Source organism: Streptomyces sp. NPDC045021, assembly GCF_056432645.1.
Genome location: NZ_JBWKIQ010000010.1, coordinates 268,736 through 287,700 on the forward strand (window position 1 = coordinate 268,736; position 18,965 = coordinate 287,700).

The following is an 18,965-nucleotide window of genomic DNA, read 5'->3' on the forward strand; positions in this document are numbered from 1 at the left end:
GACAACGGAGTGGAGTTCGGCGGACTACTGAGCGGCGAACGTCCACTGGAGGTTGGTGCTGCCGTCCCAGGTCCACTGTTTGGTGGCCGAGCCGGAGGCGACGTTGCCGCCGCCGTCCAGGATGAGCCCGGTGGTGCGGTTGGCGATGCTGTACCGGCTGTTGCCGCGGTCGGTGATCTGCCACTGCTGGTTGGTGCCGCCGTTCCAGGGGGACTGCTGCGCCGGTGCCCCGTTGGTGGTGGAGCCCCAGCCGTCGGCGACCATGCCGTTGGTGCGGTTGACCAGGCGGTAGTAGCCGTTGCCCAGCTCGACGGCTTGCCATTGGAGGTTGGTGCTGCCGTTCCACGTCCACTGCTTGAGGTTGCTGCCGGAGGCGACGGTGCCACCGCTGTCCAGGGCCAGGCCGTCGGTGACGTTGGTGACGCGGAAGTACGCAGTGGGGTTGAAGATCACCTTCAGTGAGGTGATGGCGTCGTTGTTCCCGGTGTTGCGCAGGTCGGCGTTGTCGGCGCTGAAGGTCCAGGCGGTGCCGGAGAAGTTGTCCCCGGAGTAGCCGACCGCCTGGTATCCGACGGGTATCCGCAGGGAGGAGATCGTCCGCGTCGGCAGGCCCGCGGCTTGCAGTTGGGCGGCGCTGTAGCTCCCGAGTGTCAGTGACGCTGCCGCACCGGCATACGAAACGTCGCCATACGCGGTGACGGCGCCGCTGCCGCCGGCCCCGAGGACCGGGATCTGCCCGGAGAAGGTGAACTTCAGAACGTAGGCCTGCGCCGCATAGGGTGCCGAGGAGGACGGAAGGCTGACATGCAGGCCGTCGCTGCCCTGTGTGGGTGCCGGCAAGCCGATGTACGTGTCGGCGGTCGATCCCAGAAGTTGCGCCGACGTCAACGAGCCGAGGTCGATCCGGCCGCTCGCCAGGGTGGCGATGGTGGTGGAGCTGCCGGGCCAGCCCAGGACCGTGGCGTACAGGACTTTGTTCGCCTTGTCGCGGGTGAAGCGGAAGTCCTTGTTCGTCCCGACCACAGGGCTGGTGAAGGAACCACCGCCCATCTTGGTCGGGCCCTCGCCATAGACCGTCCACGCCCGCGTGGAGTACAGCGACTCGCCGAACCGCTTGAGGTGATCGCCGATGCCCAGCAGGACGTCCCGCTGGCCCTGGGGGATCGTGCCGTCCGCCATCGGGGCGATGTTGAGCAGCATATTGCCGTTCTTGCTGATCCGGTCGATCAGCGCGTGGAGCATCTGCGGGATGGAGTAGTAGCCGATGCCGACGGTGTAGCACCAGCTGGAACTGCTGATGCTGTCGTCGGTCAGCCAGTAGGGGCTGGTGATGCCGGCCGGGCCGCCGCGTTCGTAGTCGAAGATCTCGCCCGTGTCGTCGTAGCCGTCCTTGTAGGTGGCCACGACCTCCTTGCCCCAGCCGAGGGCCTGGTTGTAGTAGTACGACAGGAAGTTGAGCCGCTGCGTCTCGTCCACCCTGCTCAGGTCGAAGTCCTCCCACAGGATGTCCGGCTGAGCCAGGTCCACGACCTCCTTGAGCTTGGCGAACCACAGCTGGTTCTCCGCCACGGTGTCGAGCTGACCGAAGAGCTTCTTCAAGCTGGTGGACGACTGGGCGGGGACGTGGTCGTAGTAGCCGTTGAAGTTGTAGGCGTGGTGCATGGCCACCAGCAGTTTCATGCCCTTGCCCCGGATGGCGTCCCGGAACAGCGCCAGCAGGTTCAGCCCCGGCCCGCGCTGGACCGAGTTCCACTCGTTGACCGAGCTGTTCCACATCGAGAACCCGTCGTGGTGCTCGGACACCGGCCCCGCGAACTTCGCTCCCGCGTCCACGAACAACTGCGCCCAGGCGTCCGGGTCGAAGCTCCCGCCCTGGGAGACCAGCTTGGGCGCGAACTGCACCCAGTTGCCCGCCTTGTCGCGGGCCCCGTCAAGGAAGTTGTTGTACGGCCACACTGTCGGGTCGCCGTAGGTGGCGACGTGGTGGTTGTGCTCGGCGCTCTGGGCGATGTACAGGTTCCGCGGATACCACTCGCTGCCGAACGCCGGCACACTGAAAGCACCCCAGTGGAAGTAGATACCGAACTTCGCGTCCTGGAACCACTCCGGCGCCGGCGGGTGCTGGTCAACGGACGCCCAGGTGGGCGAGTACGACGTTGGGGCCGCCAGGGCCCTCGACGTGCCGAGCGTGAGATCCGCCGCCGCGGCGGCGACGACACCGGTGGCAGCCGATAGGAACACTCGCCTGCTGATCGTCATGGCTGGGCCCTTCGTCGGTGAACGGGGATGACTTCGCGGACGGTCCAACTGCGCCGGGCCGCCGATGAGGACCGGTCCTGTTGCAGCGAGGAGACCAAAACGGCGGGCATCCGCGCGAGTGGGTGTGTCGCGATGCGAAGCGACCTGCTGCGCGCCTGACTGTGTGAGCGCTCACACCAAACTGGACCTGATTCTGGCAGGGCCGTGTCCGCTGTCAAGGTCTTGCACACGGGAAACTGCTTGGACCTCAGGCATGGGATGTATTTGTCTCCGCACCGCAGGCCCCGAGCCCCTAAATGGCCGCTGAAACACCAACAGAGGCGAAAACGCGCCAAGTTCACCCCCGCCGGTCGAGTCGCCCGATTGCTGCATCCATGGGATGTCCCAGACGAGAGTCGACGTGATATGCCTACGAGGGCGCCCTGGGATCGGTCTGGCGCTGAACCGCAAGTCAGGACTCGCCGAGGCAGCCAATACTGTCGATCGGCCCAGAATTGTTAGCGCACACCAGTCGGCTGCTACACAACTGCGGCCCGCTCAGCACTCATTCACGGAGGAGGACGTTTGATGAGAACGAGCTGGACGGCTCTGCTCGTCGCACTCGTCGTTGCCGCCCTCGGCATTGTGGCCGCAGGTGTGACACCGGCCGCTGCCGCGTCGACCACGCCCGTACGACTGATGCCACTGGGTGACTCGATCACCTGGGGCGTCGGGAGCAGTACGGGCAACGGCTACCGGGCGCCGTTGTGGAACGAACTCGCGGGAGACGGCCATCAGTTGGACTTCGTCGGCACGCTGCGGGGCGGCTCGATGTCCGACCCGGACAACGAAGGGCACTCCGGATACCGGATCGACCAGATCGCCGCCCTCGCCGACACTCCGCTCACCCAGTACCGGCCCAATGTCGTGACGCTGGAGATCGGCACCAACGACCTCAATGGCAACTACCAGGTCTCCACCGCCAACGCCCGGCTGAAGTCGCTGGTCGACCGGATCACCGTTGACGTCCCCGGCGTGACCGTGCTGGTCGCCTCGCTGGTGGTGTCCACCAGCGGCACAGAGGAGCAGTACCGCGCGGCGTTCAACCAGGCCATCCCCGGCATGGTGCAGAACGAGCAGGCGGCGGGCAAGCATGTCGGATACGTCGACATGAGCGCTGTGACCACCGCCGACCTGGCAGACGCCCTGCACCCCAACGACGCCGGCTACCAGAAGATGGCCGACGCCTTCCACCGGGGCGTGCAGGCCGCCGACAGCGCCGGATGGCTGACGAACCCCTCCCCCGCCGCGTCCCCCGTGCACTCCGGCATCACCGGCAAGTGCCTCGACGTCAGCGGCGCCAACAGCGCCGACGGAACAGCCGCCCAGATCTGGAGCTGCAACGGCGCCTCCAACCAGCTCTGGAGGGCATACACCGACGGCACCTTGCGTTCCTTGGGCAAGTGCCTGGACGCCGCCGGCCTGGGCACGGCCAACGGCACCAAGGTGCAGATCTGGTCCTGTGGCAGCGGCGCCAACCAGGTCTGGCAGCCCTACAACGGCGGCTACCGCAACCCGGTCTCCGGCCGCTGCCTCGACGACCCGGGCTTCTCCGCGACCGACGGCACCCAGCTCCAACTGTGGGACTGCAACGGCGGTTCGAACCAGCAATGGACCACACTGACCGCCGGATGACCACCTCCCGCGCCACGCGGTGAGCGCGCGAGAACCCACCCCGTGGCCGGCGCGAGCCGGCCACGGGGTGGGGCGCAGGTGGAGAAAGGATCGGTCAGGCGAGGTTCCACTGCTGGTTGGATCCACTGCCGCAGGACCAGAGTTGGACCAGGGCGCCGTCAGCGGTGGACGCTCCGGCCACGTCCAGGCACAGGCCGGACTGCACACCGGTGACCGTGCCGTTGGCATTGAACGACCACTGCTGGTTGGCCCCGCCGTTGCACGGCCAGGTCACCACCTTGGTGCCGTTGGCGGTCTGCTTGTTGGAGGCGTCCAGGCACAACGTGGTGCCGGACAGGGTCACGGTCAGCTGCCGGGAACTGGTGCGGGTCCAGACCTGGTTGGCCCCGCCCCAGCAGCCATAGATCTGCAGCTGTGTACCGGCCGTGGTCGACGCGTTCGGTACGTCAAGACACTTGCCCGCACCAACCGCGTGCAGCGCGCCGGAGGTAGTGGGCGGCGGCGGGGTGGTGCCACCGCCGTCCAGACCGAGGAAGGTGATGGCACGGGCGAGCATGCCGGGCTGCGGCAAGGTGTGGCCCGTGTTCGCGATGCTGATGCCTTCGACGGGGGCCTGCGCTCCGGTGCCGCCGTAGCGGGTGCGGGTCCAGGCCGACTGGGGCTGGTCGGTGGAGGCGGGCGTCTGGTTGAGCCCGTGAAGGTTGGTCCACTGCTTGATCTCCTCGCCGTAGTTGGGATAGGCGAGGGTGGTGTCGCTGGTGCCGTGCCACAGCTGCATGCGCGGGTAGGGGCCGGTGTATCCGGGATCCATGGAGCGGGCCAGGTCGCCCCACTGCTGTGCCGTCTTGATGATGTTGCCGCCCGAGCACTGGCTGTTCCACAGTGAGCCGTCGCTGGTGGCGAAGCAGCCGGCCGGCACTCCGGAGAACGCCGAGGCGGCGGAGAAGACATCGGGGTACTCGGCGGCCAGCACGTTGGTCATCATGGCGCCGGAGGAGAAGCCGCTGACGACGATGCGGGCCGGGTCGACATTGTAGTGCTGGCGGGTCCAGGCGACCATGGCCATGATGCCGGTGGAGTCGCTGCCGCCGTCTCGTCGGAGGGCCGCGGGGGTCGAGACGTCGAAGCAGTGCCCGTCGCGGGTGGCCTCGGGCGCCACGACGACGTACCCGTACTGGTCGGCGGCGGTGGCGTAGTCATGTCCGTTGCCGCCGAAGATGCCCTGCGCCGAGCCCCCGCAGTAGTGGACCAGCACCAGCAGGGCGGGCTTGGGCGCCAGGTGGTCGGGGGCGTACAGGTACATGTTGAGGTGGGTGGGGTTGGTGCCGAAGCCGGTGATCTGCGTCAGGCTCGCCGCGGCCGCGGGTTGGGGTACCAGGAGCGTGAAGACGGCGGCCAGCGGTAAGAGCACCATGGCCAGGACCGCGCGCAGAATGCGTGTCACAAGTGGACCTCGTTTCCGGTGATCGGTGGGGATGGGTGGCGGGGTGCCCGGCGCCGGTTCGCGCCGGGCAGCGGGCGTCCGCCTCGTGCCCGTGGTGCTGCTTTGCGGGGAGCATCGACCGGGGCGGCAGCCACGCACGAACGTCCTGCCCCCGGACCCGGCACCGTGAGGCTGCGGACGGAGCCGTGCCTCTCAGGCAGTGGGCACGATCACGGCGAGCAGGGTGGTCAGCGCCGTAACGGCTCGCCGGAACCGCGCTGACCCAACTGACGAGCCGCCATCTGCACGACCCCATCGTGACGGCGACCCAGGCGAACCCCAGCGAACCCTACGAAGGACGACAGAGGGCCCGCATGCTGTCCGAACAGGGAACGTCCCAGGTCCCGTCGGAAAGCCGGCTCCCCAGCGAATGCCTCAGCCGTCGTCCTTCTCTGACTGAATGTTAGCGCTCACTTATGGCGCGTCAAGACCGCGCGGAGAAACCTCCGAGCCGGGGTCCGCCGCCGTGCGCACGCTGCCCGGCGCCACCGAGGTGCGCCGGTGGTGGTCGTCGGCGAGCAGCAGGTAACTGCTGGCGGTCCAGGTGTAGGCCCGGTCGCGCAGTCCTCGGCCGGTGAGCGCGTCGAAGTTCTCGGCGAAGCCGGATGACTCGCACAGGGAGCGGAAGCGGCGGCTGATGTCGTCGGCGAGACTGACATGGCCGGCTCGGCGCAGGCCGTCCTCGATGAGCACGGTGGCGGGGGCCCAGATGGGCCCGCGCCAGTACCCGTCCGGCTCATAGTGCGGCGAGTCGGGATGTTCGGTGGCCAGCCCGTACGGGGTGAGGTGAGCGCGGATGCCCTCGGCAAGCTGGTCGGCGACCTCGCTCGGCAGGCGCTCGCCCAGGACGATCGGCATGAGATCCAGCAGGCTGCGACTGGTGGAGAGCTCCCCGGACTCCGGGGAGCGGCCGTGGAACCGGCCGCCGGACCACAGCTGCTCCAGCAGGGCGTCCTGGACCGCATCGGCGGTGCGCAGATGCCGGTCGGCGGCCTCGGCGTGCCCGAGGTCCTTGGCCAGTTCCGCCAGTTCGGCCAGTTGGAGGACGAGGAAGGCGGCGAGGTCGCCGGTGATCAGCACGCGGCGGCCGTCGAAGGTGGTGGCGTTGTCCCAGCCGCTGTCGTTGCCGTGGTGATAGTGAGGTAGCGGCTGACCTGGCACGGTCCGGGCGACGAGCCAGAAGTCGGTCCAGCGCCGCAGGCGCCGGTACGTCTCGCTCAGCTCGTCGGTCGCCGGTCGGTGGGGTAGGCGGTCGCGCAGCCGCCGCAGCGTCCAGCCGTGAATGGGCGGTTTGACGAAGTTGTACAGGATCTCGGAATGGGTGAGGGAGTCCGGCAGGGCTCCGGTCTCGTCCTGGTGGTCGAACGGGAGCTGGAACTGGTCCCAGGCCAGATCCGGCCGGCCCGGGGCCAGCGCGAGGGCGTTGAAGCAGTGGTCCCAGCTCCAGACCTTGTCCATCCAGTGCTTGGACATGAGCACGGCGGGACGCCGCAGGTAGCCGGCGGGGCGCACGGTCGCCGACCACAGGACGTAGGCGGCACGTTCCGCGGCGGGCGCCAACTCGGCCGGCAGGGGGGCCACGGCGTCGGCGAAATCCCGGAACGCCCGGTGGTTCGCCTCCGCCGCGGCATCGAAGTCCCCCGCAGCGGCGTAGGGCGGCCGCGCGCTGTCCATCTCCTCGATGGCCGCTTCCCAGCCCTGGGGGCCGGACAGCGTGAGCTGACGGACGGTGCCGCCCAGTCCCTCCAGCCCGGCCGGGGTGGCGCTCGCGCCCGCCAGGAGGGTGATCCGGTAGCGGCGGCCCGTCTCGTAGGAGGTGAACTGATAGGACCCGTCCACGGGGTCGCGGTAGAAGTACGTGCCGCTGAACGGCGTCAGCTCCGGGGCCGCGGGCGTGATCAGGAGATCGAGGTCACGTCCGCGCAGCCGCAGCGTGTCGGCGCTCTCGTAGACCATGTCGATCCGGCCGGCCTCCGTGTCCCAGGTCAGTAGGGACGGGGTCGCGTTCCAAGCGGCCTCGGCGCGGTCACCGCCAGAGGGGTGGAATGGGACGAAACGCAGGACGGGATGCATGCCGTTCTGGTGGGAGACCAGATGCAGGTCTTTCGCGCGGCTGTGCTGGGCGATGACCGGGGAGACGTTGAACCATGATCCCTGGCGGCTGAACGGTATCTCCTGAATCGCGAAGGCGGAGCTGTCGGGGGTAGCGGTCATCGGTGGGGTTCGATCCTTTGCGGATGGCGGCGTTGGTGCCGTGAAGTGGCCTGGCGGGAAGGGCGCCGGTCAGTCCTTGACGGCGCCGGTCGCGACGCCGGCCGCGATGTAGCGCTGGGCCAGCACGAGGATGACGGCTGCCGGCAGGGACGCGATGACGGCGGTGGCCATGATGGCGTTCCACTCCTGGTTGTTGTTGCCGATGTAGTGGTAGATGCCGAGCGTGATCGGCTGGTGGGCGCCGCCGCTGTCCAGGGTGCTGGCGAAGACGAAGTCGGACCATGACCACAGGAAGGCGAACAGGCAGACGGTCACGATCGCGTTGACGCTCATCGGCAGCACGATGGACCGGAAGGTGCGAAGCGTTCCTGCCCCGTCCACCTTCGCGGCCTGCAGGAGCTCCTCGGGGATTCCGGACATGAACGCGGTGAAGATCAGGACGGCGAACGGCACGGCCAGGGTGGAGTCGGCGACGATCAGTCCCGGAACGGACTGCAGGAAGCCGAGGTTGAGGTAGATGGCGTAGAACCCCATCGCCATGATGATCCCGGGGATCATCTGGGCGACCAGCATCAGGAAGCTGACCAGCCCTCCGCCGCGCGGGCGCAGTTTGGCCAGGGCGAATCCCGCCGGGGCGGCGAGGAGCACGGTGACGGCGACCGTGCCCAGGCCGATGAGCAGGCTCGTGCCCAGGTACGGCAACTGCTGGTCGAGCACCTGCCGGTAGCCATCCAGGGTGCCGTGCGCCGGGAACAGGTTGGGCGGGGACTTGCGCATGTCCTCGTCACGGGTGAGGGAGACATTCACCATCCAGTACACGGGGAAGAGCATCACGGCGGTGAACAGCACGCCCAGCGCCGTCTTCCCCCACGATCCCCGCCGTCCGCGCGGGCGTTGGGGCCGCCGCGCCGGTGGGTGCGTCTGGGCGACTGCTGTGACCTGGGCGCTCATGCGTTCGCCTGCTTCCGCTGGGCTCGGATGTACAGCAGGCCGAAAGCGAGGGCGATGACCACGAGGAGGTTTCCCACGGCGGCGCCGGGGCCGAACTGCGGCAGCAGGTTGCCGAAGCCCAGCCGGTAGGACCAGGTCGCGAAGGTGGTCGAGGAGTCGCTGGGACCGCCCTTGGTCATGATCCAGATGATGTCGAAGACCTTCAGTGTGTAGACCAGTCCGAGCAGCAGGGTGATCGCCGTGACCGGGCGCAGCAGGGGGAACGTCACCTTCCAGAACCGGTGCCAGGCGTTCGCGCCGTCGAGCGCGGCGGCCTCGTACAGCGATACGGGAATCGCCTGGAGGCCGCTGTAGAGCAGGACCAGGTTGAAGGGGATGCCGATCCAGATGTTGGCGATGATCACCGAGACCAGCGACCACGACGGCGAGGTCAGCCAGTTGACCGACCCGATCCCCAGCCATCCCAGGACCGTGTTGACGATGCCTGACTCGCTGTTGAGCATCCACGACCAGGTGGAGGCCGATACGATCAGCGGCAGCAGCCATGGCACAAGGAACAGGCCGCGCAGCGTGGCCGAGAGCCGGAAGTGCTGGGTGAAGAACACCGCCAGGGCCATACCGATGGCGTACTGGAAGAAGAGGGAGACCCCGGTGAAGAGCACGGTGTGCTCGAATGCCGGACGGAAGGCCGGGTCGTCGAAGACCTTCCGGTAGTTGTCCAGGCCGGTGAAGGGTGCGCCGCCCTGCACGAAGGAGCGCACGGTGTAGTTGCGCAGCGACAAGTCAACGTTGCGGTAGAGCGGATAGGCGTAGAAGGCGACGAGGTAGATCACGACCGGGGCCAGGAAACCCCAGGCGGCCCACTGCTGCGAGCGCGGCGTGCGACGGGACCGGCCTGCGGCTTCGGCAGGGGGACGGGCTCGGTGTCCCGGCCCGGTTCTGCCGGACGCGGCCGAGGCGTCCGGTATCCGTGCGGTGCTGTTCATCGACGGTCTGGTCCTTCAGTGGGCAGGCACGCCCGCTACGCGGGCGGGGCCATCCGACGGAGCCCTCGCCCGGGCCCGGAGCTGGTGCGCTGAGTCGGGTACTACCTGGATGCGGAGGACTGCGCCGCGGAGAGCGCGTCGTGCGGCGACTTCGCTCCGGTCAGTGCCGCCTGCACCGCGCCCCACAGCTGTTCGGAGATCTTTGGGTATTTCGTGCCCAGGTCGTCGCTGGTGCGCCCCTTGGCCGCGCGTACGGCCTGCACCCACACCTTCAGCTGCGGGTCCGCGGCCACCTGCTGGTCCTGCACCGCGCCGGTCGGCGCCACATACGACAGGGTGGTGTCGGTGGCCAGCAGGTTCTTGGCGTTGGTCAGGCAGGTCACGATCTTGTCGGACGCGGCGTACCGGCCGCCGTCCTTCTGCACCGGCACGGTCACGAACTCGCCGCCGGTCGGCGCGGGGGCGGTACCGCCGGAGGCCGCAGGGATCGCGATCGTGCCGTAGTCGAAGCCGGCCTTCCTGGCGTTGGCCAGTTGCCATGTGCCGTTCTCGGCGAAGGCGAAGTCGCCGGTGGCGAACTCCTGCCAGCTGGTGGTCTGCGTGTTGTTGATCACCGAGTTCGGCGCGTAGCCCTGCTTCAGCCAGTCCTTCCACAGCGCCACGGCGGAAACCGCCTTGTCCGAACTCAGGTCGGTCAGCTGGGCCCCCGATCCCCACAGCCAGGGAAGAAACTGAAAACTACCCTCCTCCGTGCCGATCGCCGAGAAGGTGATGCCCTTCTTGCCCGCGGCCTTCACCTTGGCCAGCGCCGCGTTCAGCGACGCCCAGTCCGTGATCGACGCGGGGTCGACCCCTGCCGCCTTCAGGACCTTCGTGTTGTAGTACAGCGCCAGCGTGTTCGCGCCGATGGGCGTGCCGTAGGTCTTGCCACCGCTCTGGCCCGCCGCCAGCAGGTTCGGCGCTGCCTGCGCGGTGTCGATCCGGTTCTCCTCGGTGCTGGTGAGGACGCCGCCCTCGGCGAGGGTGGAGACGACCGGGTTGTCGACGATGAGCACGTCCGGAGCGTTGCCCTGCTGCGCGGCCAGCAGCGTCTTGTTGGTCAGGTCGGTGGTGTCGAACGCCGTGCGCTTGACCTTCACCCCGGCCTGGGTGCCGCAGTCGCTGAGCAGCTTGGCCCACGCCGAAGCGCCGTCGAACTGCGGGTACGGGTCCCAGACGGTGTATGTACCCCCCGCCGCGGACGATGCGGACCCGTCGCCCGGGGAGGACGACGACCCGCATGCGGTGAGAGCGCCGGCCGCCGTGACGGCGGCCAGTGACGCGACGGCGAGCCGACGCCCTGCGGATCTGTTCATGGCACCTGTCCCTTTCGCTGCGTGCCCGGCCCGCTGGGGGCCCGGGCCCCCACGCGCGGCGACCAGGTCACCGACGTGGACCGAATCGCCGAGTAGCGAATCGGTTCGACAGTGAACGTAGAGACCCGTCTCCCTGCCCGTCAATACCGCTGCACTCCCTGTTTCCCTGATGGGGACCACGCGCCGGCGGAGCCGGCCCCACTCGTCCTCCGACGACATGGCCGCTACAGCCTCCGAACCGATTCGCAGCGGGTATGATCGCGTCTGCGGATGTACCTAAGGAGCGGCATGAACATCGGCGAGATCGCGCGACGAGCGGGTGTGTCGCGCAGCACGGTGTCGTATGCGCTCAGCGGCAAGCGTCCCGTCGCGGCCGACACCCGCAAACGGATCCAGGGCGTGATCGACGAGCTGGGATACCGGCCCAACGCGACCGCGCGGGCGCTCAAGGAAGGGCGGACCCGCACCGTCGGCCTGGTGATCCCCCCGGCGGGCAACCGGCTCACCCACATGCAACTCGATTTCGTCGCCAGCGTCGTCGACGCGGCGGCCCGTGCCGACCTGGATGTGCTGCTCTCCCCCTCGGGCGGCGATCACGACCGTTCCTTCGAACGGCTGGTCTCGGAGAGCCGCGTCGACGGCGTGATCCTCATGGAGATCCGGCTGGAGGACGCCCGGGTGGGCCGGCTCCGGCACGCGGGCCTGCCATTCGTCGGCATCGGGCACACGGCCGGGGACGAGGCGATGTGCTGGATCGATGTCGACTACGCCGGCCTCATCCGCCATACGGTCCAGCACCTGGCCGATCTGGGCCACCGCACGGTGGCACTGATCAGTCGTTCACCGGAACTCGTCGCGGCGGGCTACGGTCCCGCCCTCCGCGCCCGCGAGGGATTCACGGCGGCCGTCGACGAGCGCGGCATCACGGGTGTCGAAGTCACCTGCGGGGACGACGCCCGCTCCGGGCAGGAATGCATCGAGGAACTCCTGCGCGCCCATCCGGACCTCACGGCCGTCACCACCATCAACGAGGCTGCCCTGCCAGGCATCCAGCGGGCGCTGGCCGACGCGGCACTGACCGTGCCGTACGACTTCTCGATCACCGGTGTGGCGGCCCGGCTATGGGCCGAGGACTTCCGTCCCCCTCTCACCGCCGCCGACGTGCCCGCACTCGACATGGGCGAGAAGGCCGTGTCCCTGCTGATCGAACGCATCGCCGCGCCCGCCACACCGCCGCGGCACATCCTGCTCGCCCCTCCCATCTCCCTCCGCTCCAGCACCGGCGCCGCCCCGTCCCACCGCGCCGGTGGCGTGGCCGCCCGGAGGGACGGCCACGCCTCGGCGTCCAAATCGCCCAACCGACCCGCTCAGCGGTAGTCGGCCGCGGTGATGTTGGCCTGCACAGCGTTGTCGGTGGCGCCAGAGGGACAGCTGGGCCGCTGCCGCGGCAGGGGTCGACGACGCCAGTGCGCCCACGAGCGACGCCAGTACAGCCGCCGCGAAGCACGCGGCCAGGACTCTCCAGGGCCGCCGCCGGGACGCGGGTCCCGCTACGCCGGGGTCGGCGAACAACCCATGGTGTCCTCCTCGGGTTGCTGCTGTGGACAGATGTGGATCATCCGAGGGTCCACCGCTGGTTTCCGCCGCCGGTGCAGGTCCACAGCTCCACGAGGGTGCCGTTGGCCGTCGCGGCGCCGGATACATCCAGGCACAGCCCGGACTGCACGCCGGTGACGGTGCCGTCGGCGTTGACGTTCCACCGCTGGTTGACCGCTCCGTTGCACGCCCAGGTAATGACCTTGGTCCCCGGGGTGGTTCCCTGATGGTCGGCGTCGAGACACAACTGACCGCTGCCGCTGTAGACCGTGAGCTGCCCGGCGGCAGTGTGCGTGAACAACTGGTTGGACCCGCCCCAGCAGTCCCATATCTGCAGCTGCGTGCCCGCCGTGGTGGACCCGCCCGGCACGTCGAGGCACTTGCCCGCGCCCACCGCGCGCAGCGCCCCGCTGGTGCCGCCGCCGCTGCTCGGCACACCGGCCTGGTCGATGACCTGCTGCGCGCCCGACGGCCAACTGGTGCCGGACACCTGGACGTTGCCGGTCAAGACGTTGTTGTGCGGGGATCCGGTGGCGACGTTGGCGGAGCCGGAGTTGTACCAGTTGTAGGAGAACGTGCTGTCGTTGGTGTTGTTGGTGGAGCTGGCATTGGTGAAGGCCCATACGCCGCTGTCCTGAAGCACGTTGTTGCTGAGGGTCACAGAGCGCGACCCCTCGTCCAGGTAGAGGCCTACGGTGTGCTGATTGTCGTAGATGTAGTTGTGGTCGATGCTCGTGCCGGGGTTGGCGGACAGGTTGTAGATGCTGCCGCCGTCGTGGAAGACCTTCTTGGTCCCGTGCACGCGGTTGTAGCTGACCACGGTGTTCTTCAAGGTGGTCGGGGTGGAGTAGACCGGCTGGTAGTTGTACAGCCCGCGGTTGCGGTAGTCCTGGCTGCCGCCGGGGTCGTTGGCGCCCCAGCCCCAGCCGACGTCGATGCCGTCGTAGGCGAGGTTGGCCACCTCGTTGTGGGCGATGACGGCGTGGTTGACATAGGTCGACAGGATGCCGGCCATGTCCTTGTAGTCCTCGGCGACGCCGTTGACCAGGTTGCCCTGGACGGTGATGTTCTGGTTGGTCATCGCCGGAACGGACGGATGATGGGCGTCGGGTTGCACACCGCCGATGACGATGCCGGAACCGGAGTCGTCGGTGAACGTGCTGCCGGAGACGGTGACGTCGGAGGCGCCCAGACCGATGCCGGAGGCATGGGCGTTGGCGTCATTACCGATGCCGAGCGCGACCTGGCCGAGATGGGCGAAGAGGTCGCCGGTGAACGCCACGTGGTTGGCCGCCGAGACCTGCACGGCGGCCGGGACCTGGTTCCAGCTGTTGCGCGCCGCCTCGAACAGCGGGCAGCCCGACTGACACGAGGTCAGGTAGTCCGACGGCTGGGCGAAGGCACGGGGCAGGAAGGCGCCGCTCTGCTGGTCGGCGTAACCGATCGAGGTGCTCGGGCCCAGCCAGGTGGTGTGCTGGAAACCGATGCCCTGGAAGGCGAGGTCATGGGCGGGACTGCTGTAGCTGCCGCCGATCTGCAGCAGTGAGGAAAGCCGCGGCAGTTCGATGTCATGGGCGGCGGGGTTCCAGCCGGCGGGAGCCTTGTAGTAGGCCCGGCCTGCTTGCGGGTCGATATACCACTGCCCGGCGGCCTTCAGGAACGCGTAGGAGTTCTCCAGCAGCAGTTGTCCCCCGGCGAAGGGGCTGGCGACCGTGTCGTAGCCCCAGTTGTTGTTCTGCCATGCGGGCTGCTGCATCGTGACGGTGGTACCGCTGATGCTCTGCACCGGGGTGAACCGGTCGGTGAAGGAGTTCTGGCTCTCCAACTCGATGCGGTTCTGCTGGGGCAGCGTCGCCAGGTAGTTCAGCGCCGGGTTCACGATGGTCATCCCGCTGGTGGTCACCTTGAGATCGCTGCGCGAGACGGTGATCGAGGCCCGCGGCGCGAGCGCGCCGTCGACGTACAACTGTCGCGCATCGGCGCCGGTGGGGATCGGTGAGGCGTAGATGTTCGCCCCCTGGTCGTACAGCGACCATCCGGTCAGCTGCTGCCCACCCGACAGCACCGGGCTCTGACCGGGCGCGGCCTGCCAGATCACGCTGTGGCCGTTGCTGCCCGAGTCGGCGGCGCCGAGGGCCAGCGGGGCCGCCATCCGGTACGTGCCGCCGGCCAGCTGGACGACGATGTCGCCGCTCATACTGCCGTTCACGGCCTCCACCGAGGACTTGGCCTGGGCGAGGGAGCACGGCTGGGACGCCGAGCAGGCGGTGCCGCTCCCGCTCGGGGAGGCGTACAAGGTGGTCATGGTCGCGGCCTGCGAGACCACGGCCGGCGCGGCCAGGACGGCGCCGAGGGTCAAAGCGGCGGTGAGAGCCGCTCTCGCCCGCCGGCCCCGTGCGGGGCGCGCGAAAGGAAAGGAGGTCATGGTCTGCTTTCTTGGGGGAGACAGCGGATACCTGGCAGGACTGGACTCCCTGGCAGGCATCCGCCTTTCTGGCAGGACTGGGCCCGAACATCGGTGAGGTCAGTTCAGGTTCCACTGCTGGTTGGATCCGCCGTTGCAGGTCCACAGTTCGACCAGGGCACCGCTGGCGGTGGAGGCGCCCGAGACGTCCAGGCACAGCCCTGACTGAACGCCGGTGACAGTGCCGTTCGCGTTGAGGTTCCACTGCTGGTTGGTCTGCCCGTTGCAGGGCCAGGTCACCACCTTGGTGCCGGCGGTGGTCTGGTGGTTGTAGGCGTCCAGGCACATTCGCGTAGCGCCCGAGTAGACCGTCAGCTTGTTGGAGACCGTGTGCGTCCAGACCTGCTGAGTGCCGCTCCAGCAGTCCCAGATCTGGAGCTGGGTGCCCGCTGTGGTCGACGCGTTCGGAACGTCAAGACACTTGCCCGCACCCACCGCCCGCAGGGCGCCCGTGCTCGTCCCACTGGACGAGGTGCCGTACGCGACGGCGGTGATGCTGGCCTGTACGGCGTTCTCGGTGGCGTCCGAGGGGTAGCCGGCGGTGATCGCCCCTTCGAAGAACTCGCCTTGGCCCGAAGGGCTGTTGTCGCCGCCGGTGCCGAGCAGGAGGGAACTGTCGGTCTTCATGGGCGAGTAGCCGTTCGGCAAGGGTCCCGAATACGGAGTGGTCAGTCCGCCACTGGCGGCGTTGCCGTACTTGAGGGTGAAGTTACTGGTGCCGTTGTTCTTCTCCCACACGCTGACGAAGGGGAAGTGGACGCCCTGGTTGGTGGGGTCCTTGTTGGAGCCGGTCCCGGTGTGGAACATGCCGTTCTCCAGGTCGGCCTCGACCCAGGGGCCGGTGCCGGTGCAGCCGCCGAACCAGCAGGCGTTGCCCCAGTAGATGGCGTTCATAGTCGCGTTGCCGGTGTCGGTGTGGGTGTTCTCGCCGCTGCCGTAGTCGAAGCAGCACCACTGGTTGGTGTAGTTGGAAGAGGTGACCATGTAGATGCCCTCGGGCTGGGAGCCGGTGGGGGCACCGTTGGCATGGTCGATGCGGTAGCCCGCGCCGGGGGTCACCTTGACGCCGAAGACCTGGTGGCCGCCGGCGGTGACCGGCAGGGCCATGGCGTTGGCGCCGATGTCCGAGCCGTTGGGTCCGGGACCGGGCCAGTACCCGCCCGAGGAGATGGGCAGGTCGTTGCGGCGGGCGGACTGGTCGTAGATCTTGGTGATGGTGCACGAGGTGCCCGCGCAGAAGGAGACCTGGGAGGCGCCGTCGGCGTATCCGCCGGCCGACAGCAGGCCGATGTCGCGCGAGGCGTGGTCCGAGTCGCGCTGGATCTGGTAGAGCGGCCCGTTGTACGCCGCGAACAGCGCCCGGGTGGTGGAGTGGGCACCGATGCAGGGCGTGCCGCCGGCCGCGTAGATGTCGCAGGGCAGCGAGACGGTGGCGGCAGGCGCGGCTGGGAGAGCGCCATAGACGGTGGGCGCGGCCGGACCGGCGCGGTGGACGGCGGGAGTGGCCGCCGCCGGAGCGCCGGCCGCGGCCTGGCCTCCGAACACGGCCGCCACCACTGCCAGCACAAGCATCAGCACCGCGATCGGCCTGGTGTGGCGGACCGTGGCGAATAGCAGGGGCATATCGGGCTCCTTTGCGAAGCCAACCGTGGAGAGTGCCCGAGAAGACCGGGCGGGGGAGGCTGAACGCCTGGCAGGGGTCCGCGTACGGCGTTCAGCAGGGCGGTGGTGGCGGGAGTCGGATGCGGACGCGTGTCTCCCCCGAGATGAGCAGACCACGCGTCACGATGAGTCAGACTCATCGTGCCCACAGTGATGCCTTCGCCAATGGGCTCCCGAAGCCACAGAGGGCCGGTTGGACTGTCGGCATCCCAAACGAAACCGATCACCGCTTACCTCGCGATTACGGCATTGAACTGCCCATTCAGGGGTCAGCCCGGGGAGGCGCGGGCCATTCCTGGCTGCACGAGACACTCCTGACAAGGGGAATGTGATCGCTTCTAGCGGGAGTGAGCGCTCACATTCACGAATGGGGGGAACATGTACAGGACGTATCACCGATCATCTGCCCACGATCGGTCCACATGAGACTGGCACAAGCAGTGACACATCCTCAAGAGACGTGCACGTACCGGATTGCGTCGGCAACAGAGCGTTCTCTCAACCGGTCCGCGGAGCGACCGCCCGTCGCCAAAACCTCGCGGCCGGGCTGGTGTTGACAGCGTGCACGGAGAGGAGGACGCTGCTGCCGCCGCCGGGCCAGCCTTTCACCACGGCGGAGACCCGTCGCCTGTTGTGAGCGCTAACAGACAGCTGGCGCTCTCCCCCACTACGCAAGGAGACTGCGTGGACAGCACGACAACACGCCTGCTTCGCCGCCGGGCACGTCCAGACACGGGTGGGCGGGGCAGTCCTCCCGCCGGCTCCGAGAGCCGGCCGGCCGCCGGCCGCAGCCGCCTCCGTACCGCCCGGCACCTGATCGCCGGCTCGGTGGCCATGGCTCTGGCGCTGCTGGGACTGCTGACTGCCGGCACGGCGCGGGCCGATTCGCCGGCACAGGCCGCCGCGGCGGCGTCGGCCACCAGCCAGTTCCACGGCGTGAACTGGGCCGATCCCAACGACAACTTCATCACCGGCCCCAACATCCCCGTGGGCTTGTCGACGTCGGACGACTACACGACGACGTACACGAAGTCCACGGCCATCCTCAAGGGCTTCCAGAGCTTGGGCGCCAACACCGTCCGCATGGGATTCAACGCGGCGACCACCTCGGGGGCCTGGTGGGGCAGCTACACCGCGTCGCTGGACGCAGCTTCCGCGCTGGGCATGAACGTCATCGTCGCGCCATGGCTGCAGGGCGGAAAGGTCAGTGACACCGCGTCCTTCAACCGGATGTGGGACACGATGATCAACAAATACGGTGCGAAGAGCAACTTCTACTTCGACATCATGAACGAACCCTACGCCTACAGCGCCACCGACCTGACCAATTTCGAGGCGGGCTGGCTGGCGCGCTACCCCGGTCTGCCCCGTGGTCACGTGATCGTCCCCGGTCTGTGGAGCGACACGAATCTGTGCGCCGTCGGCGCCGACTCCCGGCTGTCCGGCACTCTGCTGTCGATTCACATCTACGGCATGTTCGGTGACTCCCACACCACCGAGGCCGACTGGGTCAAAGACTTCACCGGCGCTCTGTGCGGCTATTCCGACCGCGCCGTGCTGACCGAGTTCGGCGTCCCCATGAACACCGGCGTCAACTACAACGGCCCCAAGGACGGCAACAACGACCTGTCGTACCTCTACGCCATCACTGACACCGTACGCAGTCTGAACATGGGCTCTGTCCTGTGGACCGGAGTCAAGGAGACCAACCAGACCCAGGGTCCAGGACCTTGCGAGAACGCCTCCTGCGCGATCACCACCTTGAAGGGCAGCGGCACCAGTCTCTCGGTGACCGTCACCAACCAGTCCGGCCTCGACCGGCTCCAGTGGGGCTGGGGCACCGGCACCAACCCCGGTGGCGGTGGTGGCACCGGGAACGGCAACGTGCTGCGCGGCGTCGGCTCCAATCGCTGCCTGGACGTGCCGGGTGCGAGTACCGCCAACGGCGTACAGACCGAGATCTGGGACTGCAACAGCGGCGCCAACCAGCAGTGGAACCTCACCTCCGCCAAGGAGCTGCGGGTCTACGGAAGCAAGTGTCTGGACGCCGCAGGCTTCGGGACCTCCCCGGGCACCGAGGTCGAGATCTGGGACTGCACCGGCGGTGCCAACCAGCAGTGGAACCTCAACAGTGACGGCACCGTGACCGGCGTCCAGTCCGGCCTGTGCCTCGACGTGACCGGCGCCTCTACCGCCAACGGCGCCCTCGCCGAGTTGTGGACCTGCAACGGCGGCACCAACCAGAGGTGGAACCGGCAGTAGCGAGGAAGACGTCGTGCCGGGGGCTCGATGGAACCCCCGGCACGGTCGTCCTGACGGGA

General features: G+C 68.3%; 11 protein-coding genes. 3 read left to right on the forward strand and 8 right to left on the reverse strand.

All coding sequences use genetic code 11. The annotated features are described in order from the left end of the window. Window positions 1–24: 24 nt before the first annotated feature. On the reverse strand, window positions 25–2,259 hold the full coding sequence (locus AC07DC_RS28390) for an alpha-L-fucosidase (RefSeq protein ID WP_478917322.1): 2,235 nt from the start codon (window positions 2,257–2,259) through the stop codon (window positions 25–27). A 567-nt stretch (window positions 2,260–2,826) separates the two neighbouring features. Here AC07DC_RS28390 and AC07DC_RS28395 point away from each other — a divergent pair. After that, the gene (locus AC07DC_RS28395) at window positions 2,827–3,933 is read left to right on the forward strand and encodes a ricin-type beta-trefoil lectin domain protein (protein WP_478917323.1); all 1,107 of its coding nucleotides are present in this window, start codon (window positions 2,827–2,829) and stop codon (window positions 3,931–3,933) included. A gap of 94 nt (window positions 3,934–4,027) precedes the next feature. Here AC07DC_RS28395 and AC07DC_RS28400 read toward each other — a convergent pair whose 3' ends face one another. The 5 genes from AC07DC_RS28400 to AC07DC_RS28420 form a co-directional block, all read right to left on the reverse strand. Further along, window positions 4,028–5,377 carry an extracellular catalytic domain type 1 short-chain-length polyhydroxyalkanoate depolymerase gene (locus AC07DC_RS28400; RefSeq protein ID WP_478917324.1) on the reverse strand — a complete coding sequence of 450 codons (1,350 nt, stop codon included), beginning with the start codon at window positions 5,375–5,377 and terminating at the stop codon, window positions 4,028–4,030. A gap of 453 nt (window positions 5,378–5,830) precedes the next feature. Then, window positions 5,831–7,630 carry an amylo-alpha-1,6-glucosidase gene (locus AC07DC_RS28405; RefSeq protein WP_478917325.1) on the reverse strand — a complete coding sequence of 600 codons (1,800 nt, stop codon included), beginning with the start codon at window positions 7,628–7,630 and terminating at the stop codon, window positions 5,831–5,833. A gap of 69 nt (window positions 7,631–7,699) precedes the next feature. Continuing rightward, entirely contained in the window at window positions 7,700–8,461 is a 762-nt protein-coding gene (locus AC07DC_RS28410; RefSeq protein ID WP_478917433.1) for a carbohydrate ABC transporter permease, read from the reverse strand. 116 nt (window positions 8,462–8,577) lie between these two features. Next, window positions 8,578–9,567 carry a carbohydrate ABC transporter permease gene (locus AC07DC_RS28415; protein WP_478917326.1) on the reverse strand — a complete coding sequence of 330 codons (990 nt, stop codon included), beginning with the start codon at window positions 9,565–9,567 and terminating at the stop codon, window positions 8,578–8,580. A 101-nt stretch (window positions 9,568–9,668) separates the two neighbouring features. Beyond that, the gene (locus AC07DC_RS28420) at window positions 9,669–10,922 is read right to left on the reverse strand and encodes a sugar ABC transporter substrate-binding protein (protein ID WP_478917327.1); all 1,254 of its coding nucleotides are present in this window, start codon (window positions 10,920–10,922) and stop codon (window positions 9,669–9,671) included. Between the two features lie 288 nt (window positions 10,923–11,210). Between AC07DC_RS28420 and AC07DC_RS28425 the strand changes: the two genes are divergently transcribed. After that, entirely contained in the window at window positions 11,211–12,299 is a 1,089-nt protein-coding gene (locus AC07DC_RS28425) for a LacI family DNA-binding transcriptional regulator (protein ID WP_478917328.1), read from the forward strand. 238 nt (window positions 12,300–12,537) lie between these two features. On the opposite strand, the gene AC07DC_RS28430 is transcribed toward AC07DC_RS28425, so the two are convergent. Then, window positions 12,538–14,943: a ricin-type beta-trefoil lectin domain protein gene (locus AC07DC_RS28430; protein ID WP_478917329.1), complete on the reverse strand. Its 2,406-nt coding sequence runs from the start codon at window positions 14,941–14,943 to the stop codon at window positions 12,538–12,540. A 99-nt stretch (window positions 14,944–15,042) separates the two neighbouring features. After that, the gene (locus AC07DC_RS28435) at window positions 15,043–16,605 is read right to left on the reverse strand and encodes an arabinofuranosidase catalytic domain-containing protein (RefSeq protein WP_478917330.1); all 1,563 of its coding nucleotides are present in this window, start codon (window positions 16,603–16,605) and stop codon (window positions 15,043–15,045) included. Window positions 16,606–17,328: 723 nt separating this feature from the next. Between AC07DC_RS28435 and AC07DC_RS28440 the strand changes: the two genes are divergently transcribed. Further along, on the forward strand, window positions 17,329–18,906 hold the full coding sequence (locus tag AC07DC_RS28440; RefSeq protein ID WP_478917331.1) for a ricin-type beta-trefoil lectin domain protein: 1,578 nt from the start codon (window positions 17,329–17,331) through the stop codon (window positions 18,904–18,906). Window positions 18,907–18,965: the final 59 nt, after the last annotated feature.

What these genes read in the sequence shown, in the direction of transcription:
- AC07DC_RS28395 (WP_478917323.1), top strand. Translation starts at nt 2,827, where the DNA reads ATGAGAACGAGCTGGACGGCTCTGCTCGTCGCACTCGTCGTTGCCGCC.
- AC07DC_RS28420 (WP_478917327.1), bottom strand. Translation starts at nt 10,922, where the DNA reads ATGAACAGATCCGCAGGGCGTCGGCTCGCCGTCGCGTCACTGGCCGCC.
- AC07DC_RS28390 (WP_478917322.1), bottom strand. Translation starts at nt 2,259, where the DNA reads ATGACGATCAGCAGGCGAGTGTTCCTATCGGCTGCCACCGGTGTCGTC.
- AC07DC_RS28405 (WP_478917325.1), bottom strand. Translation starts at nt 7,630, where the DNA reads ATGACCGCTACCCCCGACAGCTCCGCCTTCGCGATTCAGGAGATACCG.
- AC07DC_RS28425 (WP_478917328.1), top strand. Translation starts at nt 11,211, where the DNA reads ATGAACATCGGCGAGATCGCGCGACGAGCGGGTGTGTCGCGCAGCACG.
- AC07DC_RS28430 (WP_478917329.1), bottom strand. Translation starts at nt 14,943, where the DNA reads ATGACCTCCTTTCCTTTCGCGCGCCCCGCACGGGGCCGGCGGGCGAGA.
- AC07DC_RS28410 (WP_478917433.1), bottom strand. Translation starts at nt 8,461, where the DNA reads ATGCTCTTCCCCGTGTACTGGATGGTGAATGTCTCCCTCACCCGTGAC.
- AC07DC_RS28415 (WP_478917326.1), bottom strand. Translation starts at nt 9,567, where the DNA reads ATGAACAGCACCGCACGGATACCGGACGCCTCGGCCGCGTCCGGCAGA.
- AC07DC_RS28435 (WP_478917330.1), bottom strand. Translation starts at nt 16,605, where the DNA reads ATGCCCCTGCTATTCGCCACGGTCCGCCACACCAGGCCGATCGCGGTG.